The following is a 23,125-nucleotide window of genomic DNA, read 5'->3' on the forward strand; positions in this document are numbered from 1 at the left end:
GATGCACTTTGGCCGCATGTTACGTAGGGCAGGTTAGCGAAGCGTAACCCGCTCCACCTCATCTCAATGCCCGGCCGCGCGCTTTGCCGCAGCGTGTTCAGGACGATCAGGGCATCGACGGCCACGCCCGTCTTGGTGTTAATCAGGAACGGGTTGATGTCGATCGAGGCGATTCGGTCGCCGGCGTCTGCGATCAGGTTGGATAGGCCGACGAGCGCCTTCACTGCGGAGGTCTCGTGCAGCGTCGGCCTGCCGCGATAACCGCGCATCTTGATTCCGGCCTTGGTGCGACCGATCAGGAGCCGCGCCTCGGCCTCGTCCAGCGGCGCGCCGGCGAGTGCGACGTCCTTCATCAGCTCAATGTCGATGCCGCCAGTGCCGAACAGCACGACCGGCCCCATCTCGGCATCGAGCGAGGCGCCGACAACCAGTTCGAGTTCGGCCCTGACCTGCTGCGCGATCAGGATGCCGTCGAGCTTGGGCTTGCCCTTCAGCTTCTTCACCCGAGCCGTGATGTCGGCGAACGCCTTTTTCACCTCGGCGGCACTGTTGAGGTTCAGCACCACGCCACCGATGTCGGATTTGTGCAGGATCTCGGCGCTAACGACTTTAGCGACAACCGGGAAACCGATCTGCTTGGCGATCTTCACGGCTTCTGCCGCCGTCTGCGCAATTGCCTCCTTCGAGATCGGGATGCCGTATGCTTTCAGGAGCTTCTTGGAGGCAACCTCATCGAGCGCGGCGCCGCTCGCCGATTTCAGCATCTTCTCGAGCACGGCACGTGCGGCCGGCTTCGAGCGTGAGACGATGTCCGGCACTTCCTTGCGCAGCTTTGCGTAATCGAGCAGCGACTTGATCGCGGTCACCGCGCGGTCCATGCCCTGCATCACCGCCAGATGCGGCAGCGATTTGCGCAGCGCCTTGGTGAATTCGGTGAAGCCGATCGACATCGCGCTGATATAGATCACGGGCTTTGCGGCCCTGCTCGCCATGTCATTGACGATGCGAAGATTGCGCTCGCGCAGCTCGTGCGGCGCCTTCGGCAGCTCAGCGTCGATGATGACGACGTCGATATCGGGATCGTCGATCATCAGCTTAATCGACCTCATGTAGACGGAGGGATCGACCACGGCGGCAAACCCTGCATCGAGTGGATTGCCGACGATCGAGCCCGGGCCGAGCATCTTTGCCAGCTCCGAGCTGACATGGGGGCTCAGCGGAGCGAAATTCAAGCCCACGGCATAGAAAGCGTCGATCAACATACCGCGCTTGCCGCCGGACAAGGTGACAGCGGCGAGCCGGTCGCCTCTGGGCGCCACGGCGTGGACGAAGCACTCGGTGGTCTCGATCAACTCGTCGAGCCCACCGACCCGAATCACGCCTTCGCGGGTTGCAATGGCATCGAATGTCTCGATCGATCCGGCGAGTGCACCGGTATGCGCCATCGCCGCAGCGCGGCCACCCTCCGACGCGCCGAGCTTGAGCGCGATCACGGGCTTGCTCGCGGCGCGCGCCGCCTTGCAGGCGTCGCGGAACGCCTTGGTATTGCGCACGCCTTCGAGATAGACGACGATCACCTTGATGCTCGGGTCCTCGGCGAAATAGCGCATCAGATCCGGCGTCTCGAGCCCGGCCTCATTGCCGGTCGTCACCATGTAGCCGACGCCGACACCCCGGTCCTCCAGCGCCTGGCGGATCGCCATGACGATGGCGCCGGATTGTCCGGCGATCGCCACCGGCCCCTGCTCCATGGTGACGATACGATCGTCGATATTGGTGAAGAGCTTTTCGCCGGCACTCAAATTGCCGAGACAGTTTGGTCCCGTGACCGCAAGTCCCGTCTCGCGTACGGCTGCTTGCAATTCGGCGGCAAGCTTCTGACTCTCGTCGTCCTGCAACTCGCTGAAGCCTGAGGTGACGATGGTGGCCGAACGCGCGCCGGCCGCGGCGGCATCGCGGATCACCTGCACCGCAGAGCGTGCCGGCACCAGCACCAGGACGTGATCGGGCTGCTCGGGAAGACTGGCAAAGTCCTTGTAACAGGGGACATCCCAGATGGTGTCGCGCCTGGCGTTGACCGGATAGAGCCCGCCCTCGTAGCCGTACTTGACCAGATTGTTCCAGATGCGCTCGGCATAGTTGCCGGGCTTGTCGGTCGCGCCCACCAGCACGATGTTGCGCGGGTGCAGCATGGCATGGATGCCCTTGACCACGTCGCTGGCGTCGGGTGGGGGAGACCATCGACGGAGACAAACCGACGCAGCGGGCACCTGAGCTTCCATGGCGTGACCTCATCTGTTCTTGTTCTTGGTGGCGCGTCACGCTTTTCTATGGCGAGTTCGCCGCAGTGGCAACCATCAGAAAGGTATGCCGTATGACGGAATGGCAATCCGTCGCGGCATCGAACGGCCAACATGTGGTACCACGCTTTGAATGCATTCGCGCGAAAGATAGCGGCCCTTTCGGCCGCTATCTTGCTTGGGCATGTTGAGCTGATGCGGATTAGCCGCCCGTTTCCGCGCTGATGATATCCCCGAACAATTCCCACTGACCAGCCTTGAAGCGGATCATCTTGAGCTGCTCGATCGGCGCGAAATCGTTGGGGCCTGTGTTGACCTTGATACCCGGGATCAGCGTGTCCGGCGCAAAGCCCTTCAGGCTGGCAGCCTGCTTCATCACGTTCTCCCGGGTCAGCTCGTCCCCGCACTGCTTCAGCGTCTGGACCAGGGTCTGCGCGGCGGCGTAGCCGGAGACGTTGGCGCCCGGCATGTACTTGTCGATAAAGGCCATGAACTTCTTCATGCCCTCGTCGTCCTTCCATTGCGGGTCGGACGCGTCCTTCAAATAGGTCGCAGACAGCACGCCTTCCGAAGCATCGAGGCCGGCGGGCTTCATCACCGCGCCGATCGAGATCGACACGTCCGTCATCACATGCATCGGTTTCCATTCAAGCTCGGCGATCTTCTTGATCGCCTGCGCTGCGAATTTCGGCGTGGAGATATTGACGAGGACATTGGCGCCGGTGCCCTTCAGCTTGACGATGTGGGAATCGATCGACGGCTCGGTGGTCTCGTAGCTCTCCTCCGCCACGATCAGCGAAGAGGCTTTCTCGCCGAAGATCTCCTTGATGCCGGCGACGTAGTCTTTGCCGAAATCGTCATTGGCATAGAAGATCGCGACCTTGGCATCTGGCTTCGCCTGCAAGATGTACTTAGCGAAGATCCGGGCCTCGACCCGGTAGCTCGGCTGAAAGCCCATGGTCCAGGGAAAACCCTTCGGGTCGTTCCATTTGCTGGCGCCCGTTGCAAGGAAGAGCTGCGGCACCTTCTTGGCGTTGTGATATTTCTGCACGGCGGTCTGGGTCGGGGTGCCCAGCGCGTTGAAGACCAGGAACACCTCATCGCTCTCGATCAGCTTGCGGACCTGTTCGACGGTCTTGGGCGGCGAGTAGCCGTCATCATAGGAGATCCAGTTGATCTTGCGGCCGTTGATGCCGCCCTGGTCGTTGATCATCTTGAAATAGGCTTCCTCGGTTTTGCCGATGACGCCGTAGGCGGAGGCCGGACCGGAATAGGCTTCGACATTGCCGATCTTGATCTCGGTGTCGCTGGCACCGGTGTCGTATTTCTTTTGCGCGTGGGCGCCATGTAGGGAGAGCAATGTCAGTGCCGCTGCCGCGGCGAACAGAGCGAGTTTCTTGTTTTTCATGAACAATTTCCTTGGGGTTTCTTGTGGGTTGAGCAGGCACTTCGAAAAGAAAAAAGCGCCCGCGAGGGGCGCTTCGGTCAGGCACTGGCGACTTTGTTGTCGACTTCGGAAGCCACCGAAAACTCCTTGCGCAAGGTCGGCTTGTGGATCTTGCCGGTGGCGTTGCGCGGCAGCGCATCGACGAAGCGGATCTGGCGCGGGCATTTGAAGCGCGCGAGGTTGGCCGCGCAATGTGCGAGAACCTCGGCCTCGGTCAGCTTCTGGCCCGGCTTGACCGCAACGATGGCAAGGCCCACTTCGCCCCATTGCGGATCGGGAATCCCGATCACTGCGGCCTCCGCGATGGCGTTGAGCTGATGCAGGACGTTCTCGACCTCGGCCGGATAGACGTTCTCGCCGCCGGAAATGTACATGTCCTTCCAGCGGTCGACGATGTAGTAGAAACCTTCCTCATCGACGCGTGTGGCATCGCCCGTATGCAGCCAGCCGTCCGTAAACGACGTCTTGTTTGCTTCCGGCCTGTTCCAGTAACCGGGCGTGACGTTCGGCCCCTTGACCCAGAGTTCGCCGAGCTCGCCGACATCGGCATCGCTGCCGTCGGGTCGCACGATCCGGACCTCGGTGTGCAGCACCGGCTTGCCAGCGGAGCCGGCCTTGCGCGCAGCATCCTCGCGGTCGAGCACCAGCACGGCCGGCGATGTCTCGGTCATGCCATAGCCCTGCTGAAGCGCGACGCCGCGCGCTTCCCATACTTTCAGCAGCGCCACCGGCATCGGCGCGCCGCCGACACCGCCGACGATCAGCCGGCTGAGATCGGTGGCCGCGAAGGCGGGGTGTTGAGCCATGAACTGGTAGATCGCCGGCACGCCGAAGAAGACGTTGATGCCCTGCGCGGGATCATTGATGAGAGCGAGCGCAGTGCCGGGATCGAAGGCGCGCGTGATCATCACGGTGCCGCCGGCATGCAGCACCGGATTGGTGTAGCAATTGAGACCACCGGTGTGGAACAGCGGCAGCACGGTGAGCAGCACCGAGGACGGTCCGATGCAGGCCGGGCCGCCGAGATTGACGCAATTCCAGAAAGTCATGCCATGGGTGATGGTCGCGCCCTTCGGATGTCCCGTCGTGCCCGACGTGTACATGATGGTCGAGACGTCATCGAGCGTGACTTCTTCGCCGCGGTCGAGCGGTTTGGCGGCGGCGATGCCAGCTTCATAGGACCCGCCGGGGCCGAGCAGCAGGCGGGTCGCGACACCGCAGAGCTTGGCCACGCTCAGCGCCGTCTCGGCCAGGTCGGCGTCGTGGATCATCACCTTCGGCGCGCAGTCGCCCGTGATGAACTGGAGCTCGGGAACGGTGAGGCGGGTATTCAGCGGCACGAAGATGGCGCCGAGCCGCCCGCAGGCGAACTGCACCTCAAGCGTATCGGTGGTGTTCAGCGCCAGCACCGCGACGCGGTCACCGCGCGAGACGTTGAGCGTGTCGCGCAGGAATGAGGCGAGGCGCGAGACACGGGCATCGAGCTGCGAATAGGTGAAGCGGCGCTCACTCGCGAGATCGATGACCGCCACCTTGGCGGGCGTGCGCCGGCCATGATGAGCGATCCAGTCGTAGTAACGAACGGCCAAAAATCCCTCCCTCGGCGCTCTTGCGCCGCTATGTTATTTATTGCCATGCACCAGGCCCGGCGTGGCCTTGCTGGGCCAGCCGGAGTTGTGTGCACCATATTTTTGATCCGGAGTTGGCCTGCGAGGAGCGAAAATCGTCTTGCGTCAAGTTGCTGGCGCTTGAAGAGGACCGGCCCTCTCCGGCCAGCCACTTGGCGCAAGTGAAACCAACAAAGTTCCGGCCATGCTGGCCGAGGCGAATCCGTACGAGGCGAGAGGTGCCATGAAGAGCCCGTTCTACACTGCGGAGCATGACGCCTTTCGCGATGTCATGCGCCGCTTCGTCGAGAAGGAGATCACGCCCTTCGCCCATGAATGGGACGAAGCCGGCGAATTCCCGCGCGCGCTCTATCGCAAGGCGGCCGAGATCGGGCTGTTGGGGCTCGGATTCCCCGAGGAATATGGCGGGATCGCCGCCGACCAGTTCATGAAGATCGTGGCGAGCCAGGAGCTCGCGCAGGCTGGTGCCGGCGGTGTCAGTGCCAGCCTGATGAGCCACACCATCGGCTCGCCGCCGATCGCCCGCGCGGCGCGCCCCGAGATCAGGGCGCGTGTGCTGCCGCAAATCCTCGCTGGCGAGAAGATTTCAGCGCTCGCCATCACCGAGCCGGGCGGCGGCTCCGATGTCGCGAACCTGCGCACCCGGGCGCGGCGCGACGGCGATCACTACGTTGTGAGCGGGGAGAAGACCTTCATCACCTCAGGGATGCGTGCGGATTATCTGACCGTTGCGGTGCGTACCGGTGGCGAGGGCGCCGGCGGCGTCAGCCTGCTGCTGATCGAGGGCAACAGGCCCGGCCTATCGCGCACGAAGCTGCAGAAGATGGGCTGGTGGGCTTCCGACACCGCGACGTTGCATTTCGACGAATGCCGCGTGCCCGCCGAAAATCTGATCGGCGAGGAAGGTCAGGGCTTCAAGATCATCATGCAGAACTTCAACAGCGAACGCATGGGCATGGCCGCGAGCTGCACCGCCTTCGCCCGGGTCTGCCTGGATGAGGCGATTGCCTATGCCAAGGAGCGCAAGACCTTCGGCAAGCCGCTCGCCCAGCATCAGGTGATTCGCCACAAGATCGTCGACATGGCGCAGAAGGTCGCCGCCTCCCAGGCGATGCTGGAGATGCTGGCTTGGCGGCTCGAGCAGGGCGAAAGCCCGGTCGCCGAAATCTGCATGATGAAGAATCAGGCGACGCAAACCATGGCCTTCTGCGCTTCGGAAGCGGTGCAGATTTTCGGCGGCGCCGGCTTCATGCGCGGCATCAAGGCCGAGCGCATCTACCGCGAGGTCAAGGTCAATGCCATTGGCGGCGGCACCGAGGAGATCATGAAGGATCTGGCATCGAGGCAGATGGGGTTGTGATTGAGGCTGTCATTCCGGGGCGCAGAGTGCAGCGAAGCGAGCCCGGATTCCATCGGGCGCCGAATACCAGAGGGGAATGGATTCCGGCCTCATCGCTCCGCGATGTCCCGGAATGACGAAGGGAAAGACATGCTGTTCACTGCCGACCACGACGACATCCGCCGGTCCTTGCAGAAATTCATCGCCAATGAGATCAACCCTCATGTCGATGAATGGGAGAAGGCCGACATCTTTCCGGCGCATGAGCTGTTCAAGAAGATGGGCAGCCTCGGCTTTCTCGGATTGAACAAGCCCGTGGAGTTCGGCGGCTCAGGTCTCGATTACTCCTATGCGCTGATGATGGCAGAGGAGCTCGGGGCCATCACTTGCGGCGGCGTCCCGATGGCGATCGGCGTGCAGACCGACATGGCGACGCCGGCGCTGGCGCGGTTCGGCTCGGACGAGGTGCGGCGCGAGTTTCTGGCGCCGTCGATTTCGGGGGACTATGTCGCCTGCATCGGCGTCTCCGAGCCCGGCGCAGGATCGGACGTCGCCTCGATCAAGACCAATGCACGCTCGGATGGCGATGATTACGTCATCAATGGCGGCAAGATGTGGATTACCAACGGCACGCAAGCCGATTGGATCTGCCTGCTGGCCAATACGGGCGAGGGGCCCGTCCATCGCAACAAGTCGCTGATCTGCGTGCCCATGAAGAGCAAGGGCGTCACAATCGCGCGAAAACTCGACAAAATGGGCATGCGCTCGTCAGACACCGCGCAGATTTTCTTCGACGATGTCCGCGTGCCCAAGCGCAACCGGATCGGTGAGGAGGGCAAAGGCTTCACCTACCAAATGATCCAGTTTCAGGAGGAGCGGCTCTGGGGCGCGGCGGCCTGCCTGAAGGCGCATGAATACATCATCGATCAGACCATCGAATACACTCGCAACCGCAAGGCGTTCGGCAAGTCGATCCTCGACAATCAGGTCGTGCACTTCAAGCTCGCGGAGATGCAGACCGAGGTCGAGCTGCTGCGCGCGTTGATCTATCGGGCCGCCGAGCAGCTGGTCGCCGGCGAGGACGTCACCAGGCTCGCCACGATGGCCAAGCTGAAGGCCGGGCGACTCGGCCGTGAGCTCACCGATGCCTGCTTGCAATATTGGGGCGGAATGGGCTTTACCAACGAGACGCCGGTCAGCCGCGCCTATCGCGACAGCCGTCTGACCTCGATCGGCGGCGGTGCCGACGAGGTCATGCTGATGGTCCTCTGCAAGATGATGGGCACGTTGCCCGGCAGTAAAGGAAATGCGTCATGATCACGCTCTACCACTGCGAGGCCGCGCGCTCGTTCCGCCCGCTCTGGATGCTGGAGGAGATGGGGCTGCCCTATGAATTGAAGATGCTGCCGTTCCCGCCGCGGGTGTTCGCGAAGGATTATCTCGGCGTCAATCCGCTCGGCACGATCCCCTTCCTGATCGACGGCGAGACGCGGATGACCGAATCCTCCGGCATCTGCCACTATCTCGGCATGAAATATGGTCCGACGCCGCTGATGGTCGGCCCCGAAGATTCCGCCTATGGCGCGTTCCTGAATTGGATGTATTTCAGCGATGCCACGCTGACCTTCCCGCAAACGCTGGTGCTCCGATACACCCAGCTCGAGCCGGAGGAGCGCCGCAATCCGCAGGTCGCCGGAGATTATGCGAAATGGTTCCTGGGGCGCTTGCGCGCCGTTGAGGCAGCCACCGCAAATGCCGAAACCTTGTGCGCCGGCCGCTTCACAGCCGCTGACATTGTCATTGGTTATGCGCTCCGCCTTGCCGACAATATTGGGCTGGCCAGGGATTTCGGGCCAAATGTCGCAGCCTATTGGGCGCGCCTGCAGCAACGCGACGGCTTCAAGCGCGTAGTTGCTGCGGAACAGAGGGCAGGCGTCGAGCAGAACGTCGCACCGCGGGTGCGGGCGTAAGCTTCAGCCCGTCATTCCGTGGCGGTGCGCAGCATCGAGCTACGGCGCATCGTTGCGCATCTGACAATCTCGAGGTTCCGGGTTGGTCCTGCGGACGGCCCCGGAATGACCGGCTGTGTCTTTTGACAGCGCTATCCTATCGTGACAGCGCCCAAATTTCCGCTAAGGTGACCTCCGTCCGCAGCGGCCAGAGAGCCGCGCGAGGAGGACCCCAATGGAAGATACAGGTCGCGAATCCGACCATTTGATGCTGATCACGCCGGAACGGGTGTTCTATGCCGGCCTACTCGGCCGCCCCCGCAAGCGGACCCCGGGCTGCTGCCATGTCTATGTCGCGGTGAAGGGCAGCCTGCATCTGACCATCGATGACGTCCACACGTCCGACGAATTGATCGTGACCCTGCCCAACCAGCGGCACACCATCGCCAGCGATTATCGCAGCGTGATCAGCGTGACGTTGGAGCCGGAGAGCATGCCGGATGGCGTGATCGAGGCCTTGGCCGAGCGGCTGCGGGGACCGGACAAGACTGCCTATGCCCGGAAGATCCTCGCCGCCTACGCGCTACTTCGCCAGCGCCGCTACGGCGACATCACCACCGCCGAGTTCGACGAGATGTGTTTTGGCGAGGCGCTGCCGCGCCGCCTGCTCGATCCGCGCGTGATGCGCGCGGTCGCGCGCATCGAGCGCTTCTCCGGCGAGCCGGTCACGGCCGATACTTGCGCAGCCGAAGCGGGATTGTCCGCCTCGCGCTTCCTGCACCTGTTCAAGGAAGAGACCGGCATCTCGTTCCGGTCCTTCCGCGCCTGGAAGCGTGCGCGGCATCTCTTGCACTACGCCAACCAGGACCTCAACCTCGCCCATCTCGCGCAGGACATCGGCTATCCCGATTCCACCCACTTCAGCCACTCGATACGCCGCTTCTACGGCCTGAAGCCGCGCGCGATCTTCGTCGGCTCACGCGATCTTGCGATCTATCGCAGCACCGAGACGGTGCGGATGGCCGAGGCGAGTTAGCACCCCTCTCGTAGGGTGGGAAGGCGCAACGCGCCGTGCCCACCACTGTCCCGGATCGCGATGGAAGAGGTGGGCACGCTTCGTTTTGCCACCCTACGAAGCTCGTCGTTTTCCAGCTTCTCCGCGCAAGAAGCCGCATGCCGCGCGTCACATGATCGCAAGCGTTGAATTCTCAACGTGCGAGACATCCAAGTCATGAGCGTCAAGGCATGAGCGACAAGGCCGTCATCACCTGCGCGCTGAACGGCGTGCTGACCGACCCGAAGCAGCACAACGTGCCTGTGACGCCCGAAGAGATGGCGCGCGAGGCCAAGGCTGCGTTCGACGCCGGCGCGTCCATCATGCACATTCATCTGCGCCAGCAGGCGCCGAACAAGGGCCACTTGCCGTCCTGGGAGGTGAGCGTCAGCAAGGAGATCCAGCAAGCGATTCGCGAGGCCTGCCCCGGCGTGATCATCAACCACACCTCGGGCGTGTCAGGGCCGAACTACTCAGGCGCGCTCGATTGCATTCGTGAGACGAAGCCGGAGATCGCGGCCTGCAACGCCGGCTCGCTGAACTATCTGAAGGTCAAGGCCGACAACAGCTGGGCCTGGCCGCCGATGATGTTCGACAACGCGGTCGAGAAGGTGAAGGACTATCTCGATGTCATGAACGCGGTCGGCACCATCCCCGAGTTCGAATGCTTCGACGTCGGCATCGTCCGCTGCGTCGGCATGTACCACCAGGTTGGCATGTACAAGGGGCCGCTCGAATATAACTTCGTGATGGGCGTCGCCTCAGGCATGCCGTCTGATCCCGAGCTGTTGCCGATCCTGCTCAAGCTGAAGCGGCCCGAAGCGCATTGGCAGGTCACGGCCATCGGCCGCGAGGAGATCTGGCCGCTGCACCAGCGTTGCGCTGAGCTCGGCGGCCATCTACGCACCGGTCTCGAAGACACCTTTTATCTCGCTGACGGCAAGAAGGTGACGTCGAACGGTCAGCTGATCGAAGCCGTCGCTGCCTGTGCCCGGCGTGCCGGCCGCGAGATCGCAAGCCCCGCCGAGGCGCGGAAGATCTTTGGGACGAAGCGCTGAACGTCGGTCCGGGGCGCGCGAAGCGCGAACCATGGTGCCCGATTGCGCATCTGAGAACCTCGAGATTCCGGGTTCGATGCTTCGCATCGCCCCGGAATGACGGAGTAAACTGTGTCCATTCTCGAAAACACCATTTCCCCCGGTAGCGCAGCCTACCACGCCAACCGCCACGGCATGCTTGCGCTGATCGACCGCATGCGCGCGCTGGAAGAGCGTACGCGGGCGGCGTCGGCGGCAGCGAAAGATCGCTTCCACAAGCGCGGCCAGCTTCTGCCGCGCGAGCGCGTGGCGCTGGTACTCGATCCCGGCGCGCCGTTCATCGAGCTGTCGACGCTCGCCGGCTACAGGTTCGACGTGCCGGATCCGGACAAGAGCGTGCCCGGCGGAGGCGTCATTGCCGGGATCGGCTTTGTCTCGGGCGTCCGCTGCATGGTCAGTGCCAACGACGCCGGCATCGATGCCGGTGCGCTGCAACCTTACGGACTCGAGAAGACGCTGCGGGTGCAGGAACTCGCGCTGGAGAACAAGCTGCCTTACGTCCAGCTCGTCGAAAGCGCCGGCGCCAATCTGTTGCGCTACCGCGTCGAGGATTTCGTGCGCGGCGGCAACATCTTTCGCAATCTCGCGCGGCTCTCGGCAGCGGGATTGCCCGTCGTCACCGTGACGCACGGCTCGTCCACCGCCGGCGGTGCCTATCAGACCGGCCTCTCCGACTACATCGTCATGGTCCGCGGTCGCACCCGCGCCTTTCTCGCCGGGCCGCCGCTATTGAAAGCCGCGACGGGCGAGATCGCGACCGAAGAGGAGCTTGGCGGCGCCGAGATGCACACGCAGGTGTCCGGCCTCGGTGACTATCTCGCCGAGGACGATCGCGACGCACTTCGCATCGCACGCGAAATCATGGCGGCGCTGCAATGGGACCGGCCGGGCAAAGCGGCTCTGCAGTTCAAGCCACCGCGCTACGACCAGGACGAGCTCCTCGGCATCATGCCGATGGACCACAAGCGCTCCGTGGACATGAAACAGGTGATCGCGCGCATCGTCGATGATTCCGATTTCACCGAGATGGCGCCGAATTATGGTCCGGCCACGGTCTGCGGCCATGCCCGCATCGAGGGTCAGGCCATCGGCATCATCACCAACAACGGTCCGCTCGATCCCGCCGGCGCCAACAAAGCGACGCATTTCATCCAAGCCTGCTGCCAGACTAGCACGCCGCTGCTCTATCTGAACAACACCACCGGCTACATGGTCGGCAAGGCTTACGAAGAGGCCGGCATGATCAAGCACGGCTCGAAGATGATCCAGGCCGTGACCTCGGCGACGGTGCCGCAGATCACCCTCTATTGTGGCGCCTCGTTCGGCGCCGGTAATTACGGCATGTGCGGCCGCGGTTTCCATCCGCGCTTCTGCTTCTCCTGGCCGAATGCCAAGACCGCCGTGATGGGCGGCGAGCAGGCTGCAGAAACCATGGCGATCGTGACCGAAGCGGCTGCCGCACGCCGCGGCAGACCGGTCGAGAAGGACAAGCTCGAGGCCATGAAGGCTGAGATCATCGGCGTGTTCGACGGTCAGATGGACGTGTTCTCGACCAGCGCGCGCGTCCTCGACGACGGCGTGATCGATCCGCGCGACACCCGCGCGGTGCTCTCCGAAGTGTTGGCCATCTGTGGCGAGGGTGATGCACGCACACCCCAGCGCATGCAATTCTCCGTGGCCCGCCCATGAGGAACGGATCAGTGCAGCACCGGCCGTTCTTCAAGGTCCTGATTGCCAACCGCGGCGAGATCGCGCTGCGCGTGATGCGCAGCGCGCGGCACCTCGGCCTTGGCGTCGTCGCGGTCTATTCGGATGCCGATAGCGACGCCCTCCATGTGCGCCAAGCCGATCAAGCCGTGCGCATCGGCGAGGCGCTGCCGGCGCAATCCTATCTCAACATCCCCGCGATCATCGCCGCCGCCAAGGCGAGCGGCGCGGACGCTGTCCATCCCGGTTACGGCTTCCTCGCCGAGAACGAGGCGTTTGCGCGCGCTTGCAAGGATGCCGACCTCGTCTTCATCGGCCCGTCGCCGCAGGCGATCGAGGCGATGGGCAACAAGGCGGGCGCCAAGGACATCATGAAGAAGGCCGGCGTGCCCGTCGTGCCCGGCTATCAGGGGGCAGACCAGAGCGACGAGGTGATGCTGTCGGAAGCCACAAGGATCGGCTTTCCCGTGATGATCAAGGCGGTCGCCGGCGGCGGCGGACGTGGCATGCGGCTCGTGACCGATGCAGCATCCTTTCCCGATGCGCTGCGCAGCGCGCGATCGGAGGCCAAGGCGGCGTTCGGCGATCCCACGGTCATCCTCGAACGGGCCATCCAGAACCCCCGCCATATCGAAATCCAGGTGTTCGGCGACAGCCACGGCAACGCCATCCATCTCGGCGAGCGCGATTGCTCGGTGCAGCGGCGGCACCAAAAGCTGATAGAGGAGGCGCCGTCGCCCGCCGTGACGCCGGAGCTGCGCGCGAAAATGGGCGAGGTCGCCGTCGCTGCCGTGAAGGCGCTGCGCTACGAGGGCGCCGGCACGTTGGAATTTTTGCTCGATCAAAGCGGCGAGTTCTACTTCATGGAGATGAACACGCGGCTCCAGGTCGAGCATCCCGTGACCGAGGCGATCACCGGGTTCGATCTCGTCGAGCTGCAGCTGCGCGTTGCGCGCGGCGAGCCGTTGCCGGTGAAGCAGCAGGATATCCGCTTCGAAGGCCACGCCATCGAGGTGCGGCTGTGCTCGGAAGATGCCGCACACGATTTCATGCCGCAGTCTGGCCGCATGGCGCGCTGGCAGGTGCCGGAAGGTATCCGCGTCGAGCATGCGCTGCAATCAGGCACGGAGATCCCGCCGTTCTACGATTCCATGATCGCCAAGATGATCAGCCATGGCACGACGCGCGAGGAGGCGAGGGGCCGGTTGATCGTCGCCCTCGAGCAGCTCACGGCATTCGGCGTGACCACCAATCAGGCGTTCCTGATGTCCTGCCTGCGTCATCCTGGCTTTGCCCGGGGCGGGGCCACCACCGCCTTCATCGGCTCGCACCGCGATGAACTGTTTGCGCCACGGACGGCCGCCGCATTTGATACGGCGCTGGCCGGGCTGCTGCTCTACGTCACGAACCCGTGCGCGCCGTCATGGCGAACTGGACGGAGCCTTGCGGCAACGTTTCCGCTGCCGGCAAAAGTCGAGATCTCAGGCCAAACGCATGAGCTCGAAATCACGCGGGAGCGCGACGGGCGCTACGCCGTCGCAACGAATGGTCGGCAAGACCGATTCGAAATCGACCAGCTCGATCCCGACGCCATCCGCTTCCGCCACGACGGCGTGATTGACAGCGCCAAATTCCTGCGCGATGGCGACCGGCTCTACGTCCAGCGCCGCGGCATCCCTCTCGCGGTCGTCGATCTTACCCTGGCCGCGCCGAAGGCTGCCGCGAGCAATGGCGGTGACGGCAAGGTCCGCGCAGCCCTGAATGGCCGCGTCGTCGCCGTCCTCGTCAAGCCGGGCGATCGCGTCACCGCGGATCAGCCGGTGCTTATGCTGGAAGCGATGAAGATGGAGCACGTTCACAAGGCCGGCATCGACGGCGTCGTCGCAGCGATCGATGTCGCCGAGGGCGAGCAGGTGACAACTGGGAAGATCATGGCTGAGATCGGGCCGGGATAGCGGCGGCAAACTAACTTAACGCCCATGGGCCTTCACCGGGACGACGCTAGAGAGGCCGCCCCGTCCCGTCATTGAGCAAGCACGCGACCTGGTGCCCGCCGGCGGCATCCACCAGTGCCGGCCGTTCCACTCTGCACCGCTCCATCGCAAACCGGCAGCGCGTGTGAAACGCGCACCCCGAGGGCGGATTGACCGGGCTCGGCACATCGCCATCGACCAGCGGCGCAAGTTTCTTCGCAAGCGGATTAGGGACCGGCACCGAGGCGAGCAGCGCCTGCGTGTACGGATGGCGCGGATTGCGGAACAGCTCGTCCTTGTCGGCAATCTCGACGATTCGCCCGAGATACATCACTGCGACGCGGTGGCTGATATGCGCGACCACGGCGAGATCGTGCGCGATGAAGAGATAGGAGAAGCCGTGCTGCCGCTGTAGATCGATCAAGAGATTGATCACTTGCGCCTGGATCGAGACGTCGAGCGCGGAGACCGGCTCGTCGCAGACGATCAGCCGCGGCTCCAGTGCCAGCGCTCGCGCGATGCAGATGCGCTGACGCTGGCCGCCGGAGAATTGATGCGGGAAGTTGCGCATCTGGTCTGGCCGCAAGCCGACTTGTTCAAAGAGCTTGGCGACGCGCCCCTCCAGCGCCTTGCCAGTGGCGAGTCTATGCACGGCCAGCGGCTCGCCGACGATGTCGCCCGCGGTCATGCGCGGATTGAGCGAGGCAAAGGGGTCCTGAAACACGATCTGCATCGAGCGGCGGTGCGGCCGCAGCGCCGTCTTCGAGAGATGGGTGATGTCCTCGCCCTCGAGACGAATTTGCCCTGAGGTCGGCTCGACCAGCCGCAGCACGCTCCGCGCCACCGTGGACTTGCCGCAGCCGGATTCGCCGACGAGGCCGAGCGTCTCGCCGGTGCCAAGTGAAAACGACACGCCGTCGACCGCATGAACCGTGCCGACCTGCCGGCGCAGCACGCCGGCGCGGACCGGATAGTGCTTTTTGAGGTCGGTGACTTCGAGCAGCGCTTCGGTCATGCCACCTCCGCCACTTCCGCCGCGCGCCAGCACGCCGCGAGATGGCCGCCGCCCCAGTCCGCCAGCGGCGGATACTCGGCCTCGCAACGCTTGATCGCGAGCGGGCACCGTGGCGCGAAGGCGCAGCCTTTCGGCAGCCGCGCCAGCGACGGCACGGTGCCGGGAATTTCGTTCAGCCGCGGCGGCGCGGCGACGCCGGACGCCGGCACGGCTGGAATCGAAGCCATCAGCCCACGCGTATAGGGGTGCTTTGGCGACGCAAACAGCGCTTCGACGCCGGCTTCCTCGACCTTGCGGCCCGCATACATCACGATCACGCGCTGCGCGGTTTGCGCGACGACGCCGAGATCGTGCGTGATCAGCACCAGCCCGGTGCCGAGCTCCTTCTGAAGGTCGAGAATCAGCGCCAAAATCTGCGCCTGGATGGTGACGTCGAGTGCGGTGGTCGGCTCGTCCGCGATCAGCAGCGCGGGCCGGCACGCCAGCGCCATCGCGATCATCGCGCGCTGGCGCATGCCGCCGGAGAGCTGGTGCGGATATTCCCGTGCGCGCCGCGCCGGCTCGGGGATGCGCACCAGCCGCAGCATCTCGACTGCGATATTCCCGGCCTCCTTGGCCGACAAGTTCCGGTGCAGCCGCACCGCCTCGGCGATCTGGTCGCCGATCCGCATCACCGGATTGAGCGATGTCATCGGCTCCTGGAAGATCATGGAGATGCGGTTGCCCCTCTTGGCACGCATCTCCGCTTCATCCAGCGCTAGCAGATCGGTGCCTTCGAGCGTGACTGAGCCGCCGACAATGCGGCCCGGCGGATCTGGCACCAGCCGCATCAGTGACAGCGCCGTAACGCTCTTGCCGCAACCGGATTCGCCGACGATCGCCAGCGTGTCGCCGCGCCGCACTGTGAATGAGACGTCGTCAACCGCCTTGAAGAGGCCCGAATTGGTGAAGAACACCGTCTTCAGGTTCTTCACGTCGAGCACGACATCGAATTTGTCAGCCATCAGCCGCGCTGCCGGGGATCGAGGATGTCGCGGAGGGCGTCGCCGAACAGATTGGCGCCGAACACCGCGAGGCTGATGGCGATGCCCGGGAAGATCACCAGCCACGGCGCAGTGCGGACATATTCGGCAGCGGATTCCGAGAGCATACGCCCCCACGACGGATAAGGTTCGGGAATGCCGAGGCCGAGGAAGGACAGCGAAGCCTCGGTCAGGATGGTCGAGCCGAGCTGGGCGGTCGCCAGCACGATCAGCGGCGCCAGCGTGTTCGGCAGCACGTGGCGCAGCGCGATCCGCATCTCGCTCATACCGATCGATTTTGCCGCTTCCACGAAGGGCTGTTCGCGCAGTGCCAGCGTGTTGGCGCGGATGACGCGCGCGACCGTCGGGATCAGCGGAATGGCGATGGCGAGGATGACGTTCGGCAGTGACGGACCCAGCGCCGCCGTCATCACCAGCGCCAGCACCAGAAGCGGCAGCGCCTGGAGAACATCGGAGACGCGCTGGAACACGAGATCGACCCAGCCGGAGAGATAGCCGGAGGTAAGGCCAACGATCACGCCGATCGAGCCGCCGAGTGCCGTGGAGCCAAGCCCGACCGCCAGCGATATCCGCGCGCCGTGGATGATGCGGCTGAACACGTCGCGGCCGAAGGAATCGGTGCCCATCCAGTGCGCAAGGCTCGGGCGCGCCAGCGCTCGGGCGGAATCGACGGTCAGCGGATCGTAGCGCGCGATGAAATCGGCGAAGATCGCAGTCAACACGAACACCGTCATGATGACGAGCCCCGCCGCGCCCAACACGTGCCGCTGCGTCATGAACAGCACGCGCCGCCAGCCACCGGTCGCATGTGCGCCGGCGCGCCTTAATTCGAGATCATAGTCGATCGCGGTCAAGCTGATCTCCTAGTCCGTATACCTGATCCGCGGGTCGAACACCGCGTAAAGCATGTCGACGGTGAAATTCGCGAACACGACCACGACCGCAATGAACATCACGAGGTTCTGCACGATCGGGTAATCGCGCCAGCGGATCGCCTCGACCAGGAAGCGGGCGACGCCGGGGATGTTGAACACGGTTTCGGTGACGATCAGGCCGCCGATCAGGAACGCGGCCTCGATGCCGATCACGGTGATGACGGGCAGGATCGCGTTCTTCAGCGCGTGGTGATAGTTCACGGCAGCATCGGATGCGCCCTTGGCGCGGGCGGTGCGGATATAATCCTGCCGCAGCACCTCCAGCATCGAGGAGCGGGTGATGCGCATGGTCAGCGCGGCGCTGCGGAAGCCGACGGCGGCCGCGGGCACGGCATAGGTGGCAAACGCTTCGAGCCAGGTCTGCGGATTTGGATTGAAGATCGGCATCTGCCCGAACATCGCCACCGACGCGGTCAGGATCAAAAGGCCAAGCCAGAACGAGGGCAGCGACAATCCGCTGAGGCTGACGACACGCAGGGCATAGTCGAGTTTTGTGCCCTGCTTCACGGCGCTGATGACGCCGAGCGGGATGCCGATGGACGCCGAGAACAACAGCGCAAGGCCGGCAAGCCGCGCCGTGATAGGAATCCGCGGCAGGATCTCCTGCAGCGCCGGCTTCTCCGAGACGTAGGAATAACCAAAGTCGCCGCGCAGAAGACCGCCGATCCAGTGCCAATATTGCACGATCAGCGGTTGGTCGATGCCGAGCTCCTTCTCCAGATTGGCCTTGTCGGCGGGATCGACGTAGCCGGCCGCGGCGAACAGAATGTCGACGATGTTGCCGGGGACGATGCGCAGCAGGAAGAAGATGACGATCGAGATCCCGAACAGGGTCACGAGCATCAGGAAAAGGCGCCGCACCAGATAGGCAAACATGCACCGCCTCCTGTCGAACCCGTCAGCCGCCCGCGCTACTTGTCGATCCAGACGTCCTCGTAGCGAAAGCCGTTATAGGAGCTGTTCGACATGATCGTGATCCCCTTGACATAGGGCTGCCAGCAGGTGCCGGCCCGCGCATGGAAGATGATCGGCCGGGCGACGTCCTCCTGCAGCTTCTTGTCGATGTCCCAGACCAGTTGCTTGCGCTTGCCTATTTCGATCTCTTGAGACTGCACGTCGAACAGCTTCTCGATCTCCTTGTTGCAGTAATTGGTGTAGTTCCGCTCCGAACCACAGGAGTAGTTTTCGTAGAAAGACTGATCGGGATCGTCGACGGAATTGCCGGTCAAGTTCAGGCCGAGCATGTAATCCTTGCGTGCAACCTTCGGGAACCAGTTCGCCGTCTCCACGACGTCGAGCTCGCCGTCGATATAGATGCTCTTGAGCTGGTCGATCAGGATCACCGCGGGATCGCGATATTCCGCGAGATTGCGTGTCGAGACCTTCACCGCGAGGTGCTTGTCGGGGCCGTAGCCCGCCTTCTGCATCAACTTCTTGGCCTCCTCCCGGCTCGCGTTCACGTTCGGGCCATAGCCTGGAATGGTCTCCAGCTTGTCCTTGGGCATGCCCCAGATGCCCTGCGGCGGCGGGAGCATGGTGCCGCCGATATCGGCCTGGCCTTCGAACAGGATGTCGACGAAGGCTTTGCGGTCGAGCGCCATCGCCATCGCCCGGCGAATATCGATGTTGTCGAATGGCGGGGACGCCGAATTGACGATGATGTTGGTCGCAACGTTGGTCGGCTCGACGGCGCAGATCGCGTTCGGCGCCTGCGACTTGATGTCTTTGAGGAGCGGGATGGTAATGTGCGTCGGGAAGGTCATGTCGAACTTGCCGGCGACGAAGGCGAGGATGGCAGTCGAGCGGTTGGTGATGATCGTGTACTCGATGCCGTCGAGATAGGGCAGGCCCTTCTTCCAGTAGTCAGGGTTTCGCGTCAGCTTGATCGATTCATTGGCCTTGAACTCGACGAATTTGAACGGGCCGGTTCCGACCGGATGGGTGCGCATGTCGGCCGGCGAGACTTGACAGGGATAGATCGGCGTATAACCGGATGCGAGCATCGCCAGCAGCGACGGCTGTGGCCGCTTGAGGTCGAATGAGACCTCGAAATCGCCGTTCGGCGTGACGTCGTTGACCTCGTTGTACCAGGCCTTGCGCGGATTCTGCCGCAGCTTCTGCTGCGACTTGCCCATCAGGAGATCGAAGGTGCATTTGACGTCGGCCGACGTGAACGGCTTGCCGTCGTGCCACTTCACGCCCTGACGCAGCTTGAACGTCAGCTTTTTGTTGTCGCCGCTCCAGGACCAGCTCTCGGCGAGCTCTGGCCTGATGGTTTCAGGGCTGTTCTGCGCGATGTGCTGATCATAGATGACCAGATTGTTGAATACCCCCATGAACGGCACGTTGATCGAATAGGTCGCGCCCTCGAGGATGGACGCATTGGCCGGGCTATCGCGATGATACATCCGCAGAATACCGCCCTGCTTGGGCTCGCCGGCAAGCGCAATGGTCGAAAACGCCAGCAAAGATAGCGCCGCCGTCGCGGCGAGCGCCCGCACGGTCCGCATCCTCGTCCTCCCTGGACATCGGCCTTTGGCCTTTTGGCCTGTTTGAGGGGACGATAACGATGGGCGTGAAGAGAGGCAACCGGCAAGGCCGTCCACGCTCTCGACAATTCGGATGACGGATGCCGCGGCGCTGTTCTCTCATGAAGTCAGAGTGCAGTGCGAAGGGACGGTTCCTTTACCCTGGGGCAGCCAACAACCGCCGGTGTTGTCCCGGACAAGCGCGCCGAAGCGCGCGCCGGGTTTGCGACCTCGTCGCGCCCTGGGACAACAACGGAGTTTGTGGCTGCGCCTCACACGATACGCGACGCCTTGTTCCCCCAGTACCTATCCCGCAGCAGCCGCTTGTAGAGTTTCCCCGTCGGCAGCCGCGGCAATTCCTTTTCGAAATCGACCGAGCGCGGCACCTTCTGCCGCGATAGCGATTTTGCGCAGAACGCGATCAGCTCTTCCGCGAGCGCCGGGCCCGGCACCACGCCCGGCATCGGCTGCACCACCGCCTTCACCTCTTCGCCGAGATCGGCATTGGGCACGCCGAACACCGCGGCGTCGGCGACTTTCGGATGGGTGATCAGCAGATTCTCGCATTCCTGCGGGTAGATGTTCACGCCACCGGAGATGATCATGAAAGTCGCGCGATCGGTGAGGTAGAGGAAGCGGTCCTTGTCGACATAGCCAACGTCGCCGACCGTGCTCATGCTGCCGTCGGCAGAGCGCGCCTCCCGGGTCTTTTCGGGATCGTTGAAATATTCGAACGGCGAGGCCGTCTTGAACCAGATCTGCCCAGGCGTGCCGGTCGGGCACTCCCTCATGTTCTCGTCGAGAATGTGGAGGTCGCCGAGCAGCACCTTGCCAACCGTGCCGCGATGGGCGAGCCACTCCTCGCTGTTGCAGGCGGTGAAGCCGAGTCCTTCGGTGGCGCCGTAATATTCGTGGATAATCGGTCCCCACCATTTGATCATGTCGTCCTTGACCAGGGCCGGGCAGGGCGCCGCGGCATGGATCGCGATCTCCAGCGAGGATAGGTCATAGCGGGTGCGTACTTCCTCCGGCAGTTTCAGCATGCGCGAGAACATCGTCGGCACCAGCTGGGTGTGGGTGATGCCCCATCGTTCGACGAGCTGGAGGTAACGTTCCGGATCGAAACTCTCCATGATGACGACGGTCCCGCCCATGCGGATCGTGAGGTTCACGGCAGCTTGCGGCGCGGAGTGATACAGCGGTGCCGGCGATAGATAGACCATGCCCTCGCGGTAGTGCCAAAGTTTCGCCAGGAAATCGAATAGCGGCAGATTGTGCTTTGGCGGCTCCTCCGGCAGCGGTCGCAGGATGCCCTTGGGCCGTCCGGTCGTGCCCGACGAATACAGCATGGCGGTGCCGAGCCGCTCATCCGCGATCGGCGTTGTCGGCAGACCGGCGGTCACGTCGGCGAGGCCGACGATGCGCTCGCTCTCGCCAGGACCGTCGGCGACGACGCAGAGCCTGACGTCGGGGCAAGCCTGTATGGCTTCGCGCGCGATGTCGAGCTTCGCCATTGACGTGATCAGGATCTTGGACTGGCTGTTGACGAGGAGATAGGCGAGCTCGCCCGGCGTCAGGAAGGAGTTGATGCAGGTGTAGTAGAGGCCAGAGCGCTCGCCCGCGGCGCAGGCTTCGAGATAGCGCGAATTGTTCTCCATGAAGATCGAATAATGATCGAGCCGCTTCAGGCCGTGCCTACGAAACAGATGCGCGAGGCGGTTACTGCGCGCCTCCAGCTCGCGATAGGTGACAGTCTCGTCCGTCGCCGCCATGATGAAGGCAGGCTGAAGCGGGCGTAGGCGGGCATGCTGACCTGGATACATCAGTCCTCCGGCTTTGGATCATGCGGCAAGAAGCAGGATTTCGCGCACTTGCGCGGGGCTATCGATCTTGCGTGGATTGCGCGGGATCCAGTTCGTGCGCATCGCCTGTTCGGCGATGGCGTCGAAATGTTCCGGCGATACGCCCACCTCGGCGAGGCTGCGGGGCATGCCGAGCGAGCGGATGAAGGCATCGAGCACGTCGGCGGCATTTTGGCCGGGGAAGCCCATGGCGGCCGCGACGATCATCTGGCGCTCGGCATTGTCGGGCGCATTCCAGCGCATCACCGCCGGCAGCATCACGCAGGAGGTGTGGCCGTGCGGCACGTCGAAGGCTGCGCCCAGGACGTAACCGATGCCGTGGCTCGCGCCCATGGGAACGCCGGCCGAAAGCGCGCCCATCGACAGCCAGGTGCCGATCTGCGCATCCATCCGCGCGTCGAGATCGGCGGGATCGGCCTTTACCCGCGGCAGCGCATCGGCGAGCATGGCGAGCCCCTTCACCGATTGCGCATCGGCGTAAGGGTGCGTTTCGCGCGAGCAGATCGCCTCAACGCAATGGTCGACGGCGCGAATGCCGGTGGACAGAAACAGCCATTCCGGCGTGTGCACGGTGATAGCGGGATCGAGGATGGTTGCGCGCGGCACCGTGAGCGGATGCCGCAACATCTGTTTCACATGCGTGCTGCGGTCGGTCACGCCCGCGATGGCGCTGAACTCGCCGCCGGCAATCGTGGTCGGCACGCTGATCTGCCGTACGCTCGGGGCGGTCAGCTCGGGCGCAATGCCCTTGTGGACGCGGATGCGCTCGATGCCGCCGATATCATCGATGCCGTTGGCGAGGCAAAGCTGCACCGCCTTGGCGCCGTCGGTGATGGAGCCGCCGCCGACGGTGACGATCAGATCCGCGTTCACCTCGCGCGCCGCATGGGTGGCTGCGATCACAGCCTCGCGCGGCGTATGCGCCGGCATGGCCTCGAACAGGCCGGCGCAGCGCTCGCCGAGCGCCTGCCTAATCTTTTTGATTTCATCGGTCTGCCGGTTGAGCGTGCCCGAGACCATCAGGAAGGCGCGGCGCGTGCCCAGCCGGTCCATCTGCGCGACGATGGCTTCGGCCGCAGGATGACCGAACACGACCTCCTCGATCGCGCCGTAAACGACACGTCCCTGGTGCACGCCTGCCCTCCCTGGACAATTCGTCTTAGTTTTATGAGCATAATCTAGCCGAGCCGCTGGCGTCCGTCATGCGCGAAGACGCTGGCCGCTTGTCGCCGTCCAAGGGGAGGGTGG

At 63.7% G+C, this 23,125-nt stretch carries 16 protein-coding genes and 1 pseudogene; 7 read left to right on the top strand and 10 right to left on the bottom strand.

What is annotated here, in order from left to right:
* Positions 1–63: 63 nt before the first annotated feature.
* The 3 genes and pseudogenes from IVA87_RS25645 to IVA87_RS25655 form a co-directional block, all read right to left on the bottom strand.
* Positions 64–2,282 (bottom strand): annotated as a pseudogene (locus tag IVA87_RS25645) (acetate--CoA ligase family protein).
* A 220-nt stretch (positions 2,283–2,502) separates the two neighbouring features.
* Positions 2,503–3,708, bottom strand: coding sequence for an ABC transporter substrate-binding protein (locus tag IVA87_RS25650; protein ID WP_247335652.1), 1,206 nt, complete (start codon positions 3,706–3,708; stop codon positions 2,503–2,505).
* A 77-nt stretch (positions 3,709–3,785) separates the two neighbouring features.
* On the bottom strand, positions 3,786–5,336 hold the full coding sequence (locus tag IVA87_RS25655) for a long-chain fatty acid--CoA ligase (protein ID WP_247335655.1): 1,551 nt from the start codon (positions 5,334–5,336) through the stop codon (positions 3,786–3,788).
* A 262-nt stretch (positions 5,337–5,598) separates the two neighbouring features.
* On the opposite strand from IVA87_RS25655, the gene IVA87_RS25660 reads away from it, so the two are divergent.
* From IVA87_RS25660 to IVA87_RS25690, 7 genes are all read left to right on the top strand, one after another.
* Positions 5,599–6,735: an acyl-CoA dehydrogenase family protein gene (locus IVA87_RS25660; RefSeq protein WP_247303640.1), complete on the top strand. Its 1,137-nt coding sequence runs from the start codon at positions 5,599–5,601 to the stop codon at positions 6,733–6,735.
* A 129-nt stretch (positions 6,736–6,864) separates the two neighbouring features.
* The gene (locus IVA87_RS25665; protein WP_247303639.1) at positions 6,865–8,031 is read left to right on the top strand and encodes an acyl-CoA dehydrogenase family protein; all 1,167 of its coding nucleotides are present in this window, start codon (positions 6,865–6,867) and stop codon (positions 8,029–8,031) included.
* Positions 8,028–8,684 carry a glutathione S-transferase family protein gene (locus IVA87_RS25670; RefSeq protein WP_247303638.1) on the top strand — a complete coding sequence of 219 codons (657 nt, stop codon included), beginning with the start codon at positions 8,028–8,030 and terminating at the stop codon, positions 8,682–8,684. The genes IVA87_RS25665 and IVA87_RS25670 overlap by 4 nt, the downstream gene beginning before the upstream one ends.
* Positions 8,685–8,898: 214 nt before the next feature.
* Positions 8,899–9,699: an AraC family transcriptional regulator gene (locus tag IVA87_RS25675; RefSeq protein WP_247303636.1), complete on the top strand. Its 801-nt coding sequence runs from the start codon at positions 8,899–8,901 to the stop codon at positions 9,697–9,699.
* Positions 9,700–9,908: 209 nt separating this feature from the next.
* Positions 9,909–10,775, top strand: coding sequence for a 3-keto-5-aminohexanoate cleavage protein (locus IVA87_RS25680; protein WP_247303635.1), 867 nt, complete (start codon positions 9,909–9,911; stop codon positions 10,773–10,775).
* Positions 10,776–10,886: 111 nt separating this feature from the next.
* Entirely contained in the window at positions 10,887–12,503 is a 1,617-nt protein-coding gene (locus IVA87_RS25685; RefSeq protein WP_247335657.1) for an acyl-CoA carboxylase subunit beta, read from the top strand.
* The gene (locus tag IVA87_RS25690) at positions 12,500–14,476 is read left to right on the top strand and encodes an acetyl-CoA carboxylase biotin carboxylase subunit (protein ID WP_247335660.1); all 1,977 of its coding nucleotides are present in this window, start codon (positions 12,500–12,502) and stop codon (positions 14,474–14,476) included. Before IVA87_RS25685 ends, IVA87_RS25690 begins: the two co-directional genes overlap by 4 nt.
* A gap of 46 nt (positions 14,477–14,522) precedes the next feature.
* Here IVA87_RS25690 and IVA87_RS25695 read toward each other — a convergent pair whose 3' ends face one another.
* The 7 genes from IVA87_RS25695 to IVA87_RS25725 all read right to left on the bottom strand — a co-directional run bounded on the left by IVA87_RS25695 (position 14,523) and on the right by IVA87_RS25725 (position 23,011).
* Complete coding sequence (locus IVA87_RS25695) at positions 14,523–15,509, bottom strand: dipeptide ABC transporter ATP-binding protein (RefSeq protein ID WP_247303628.1); 987 nt, start codon at positions 15,507–15,509, stop codon at positions 14,523–14,525.
* The gene (locus tag IVA87_RS25700) at positions 15,506–16,513 is read right to left on the bottom strand and encodes an ABC transporter ATP-binding protein (RefSeq protein ID WP_247303626.1); all 1,008 of its coding nucleotides are present in this window, start codon (positions 16,511–16,513) and stop codon (positions 15,506–15,508) included. The genes IVA87_RS25695 and IVA87_RS25700 overlap by 4 nt, the downstream gene beginning before the upstream one ends.
* Positions 16,513–17,406 (bottom strand): ABC transporter permease, encoded by an 894-nt coding sequence (locus tag IVA87_RS25705; protein WP_247303624.1) that lies wholly within the window; start codon positions 17,404–17,406, stop codon positions 16,513–16,515. The genes IVA87_RS25700 and IVA87_RS25705 overlap by 1 nt, the downstream gene beginning before the upstream one ends.
* 9 nt (positions 17,407–17,415) lie before the next feature.
* On the bottom strand, positions 17,416–18,363 hold the full coding sequence (locus IVA87_RS25710; RefSeq protein ID WP_247303622.1) for an ABC transporter permease: 948 nt from the start codon (positions 18,361–18,363) through the stop codon (positions 17,416–17,418).
* Positions 18,364–18,398: 35 nt separating this feature from the next.
* Positions 18,399–19,997: an ABC transporter substrate-binding protein gene (locus tag IVA87_RS25715; protein ID WP_247335663.1), complete on the bottom strand. Its 1,599-nt coding sequence runs from the start codon at positions 19,995–19,997 to the stop codon at positions 18,399–18,401.
* A gap of 290 nt (positions 19,998–20,287) precedes the next feature.
* A complete protein-coding gene (locus tag IVA87_RS25720; RefSeq protein WP_247303617.1) occupies positions 20,288–21,838 on the bottom strand; it encodes an AMP-binding protein in 1,551 nt (516 codons plus the stop codon).
* A gap of 18 nt (positions 21,839–21,856) precedes the next feature.
* Entirely contained in the window at positions 21,857–23,011 is a 1,155-nt protein-coding gene (locus tag IVA87_RS25725) for an iron-containing alcohol dehydrogenase (RefSeq protein ID WP_247335670.1), read from the bottom strand.
* Positions 23,012–23,125: the final 114 nt, after the last annotated feature.

The sequence above is a fragment of the Bradyrhizobium sp. 147 genome (assembly GCF_023073935.1).
Taxonomy (GTDB): Bacteria; Pseudomonadota; Alphaproteobacteria; order Rhizobiales; family Xanthobacteraceae; genus Bradyrhizobium.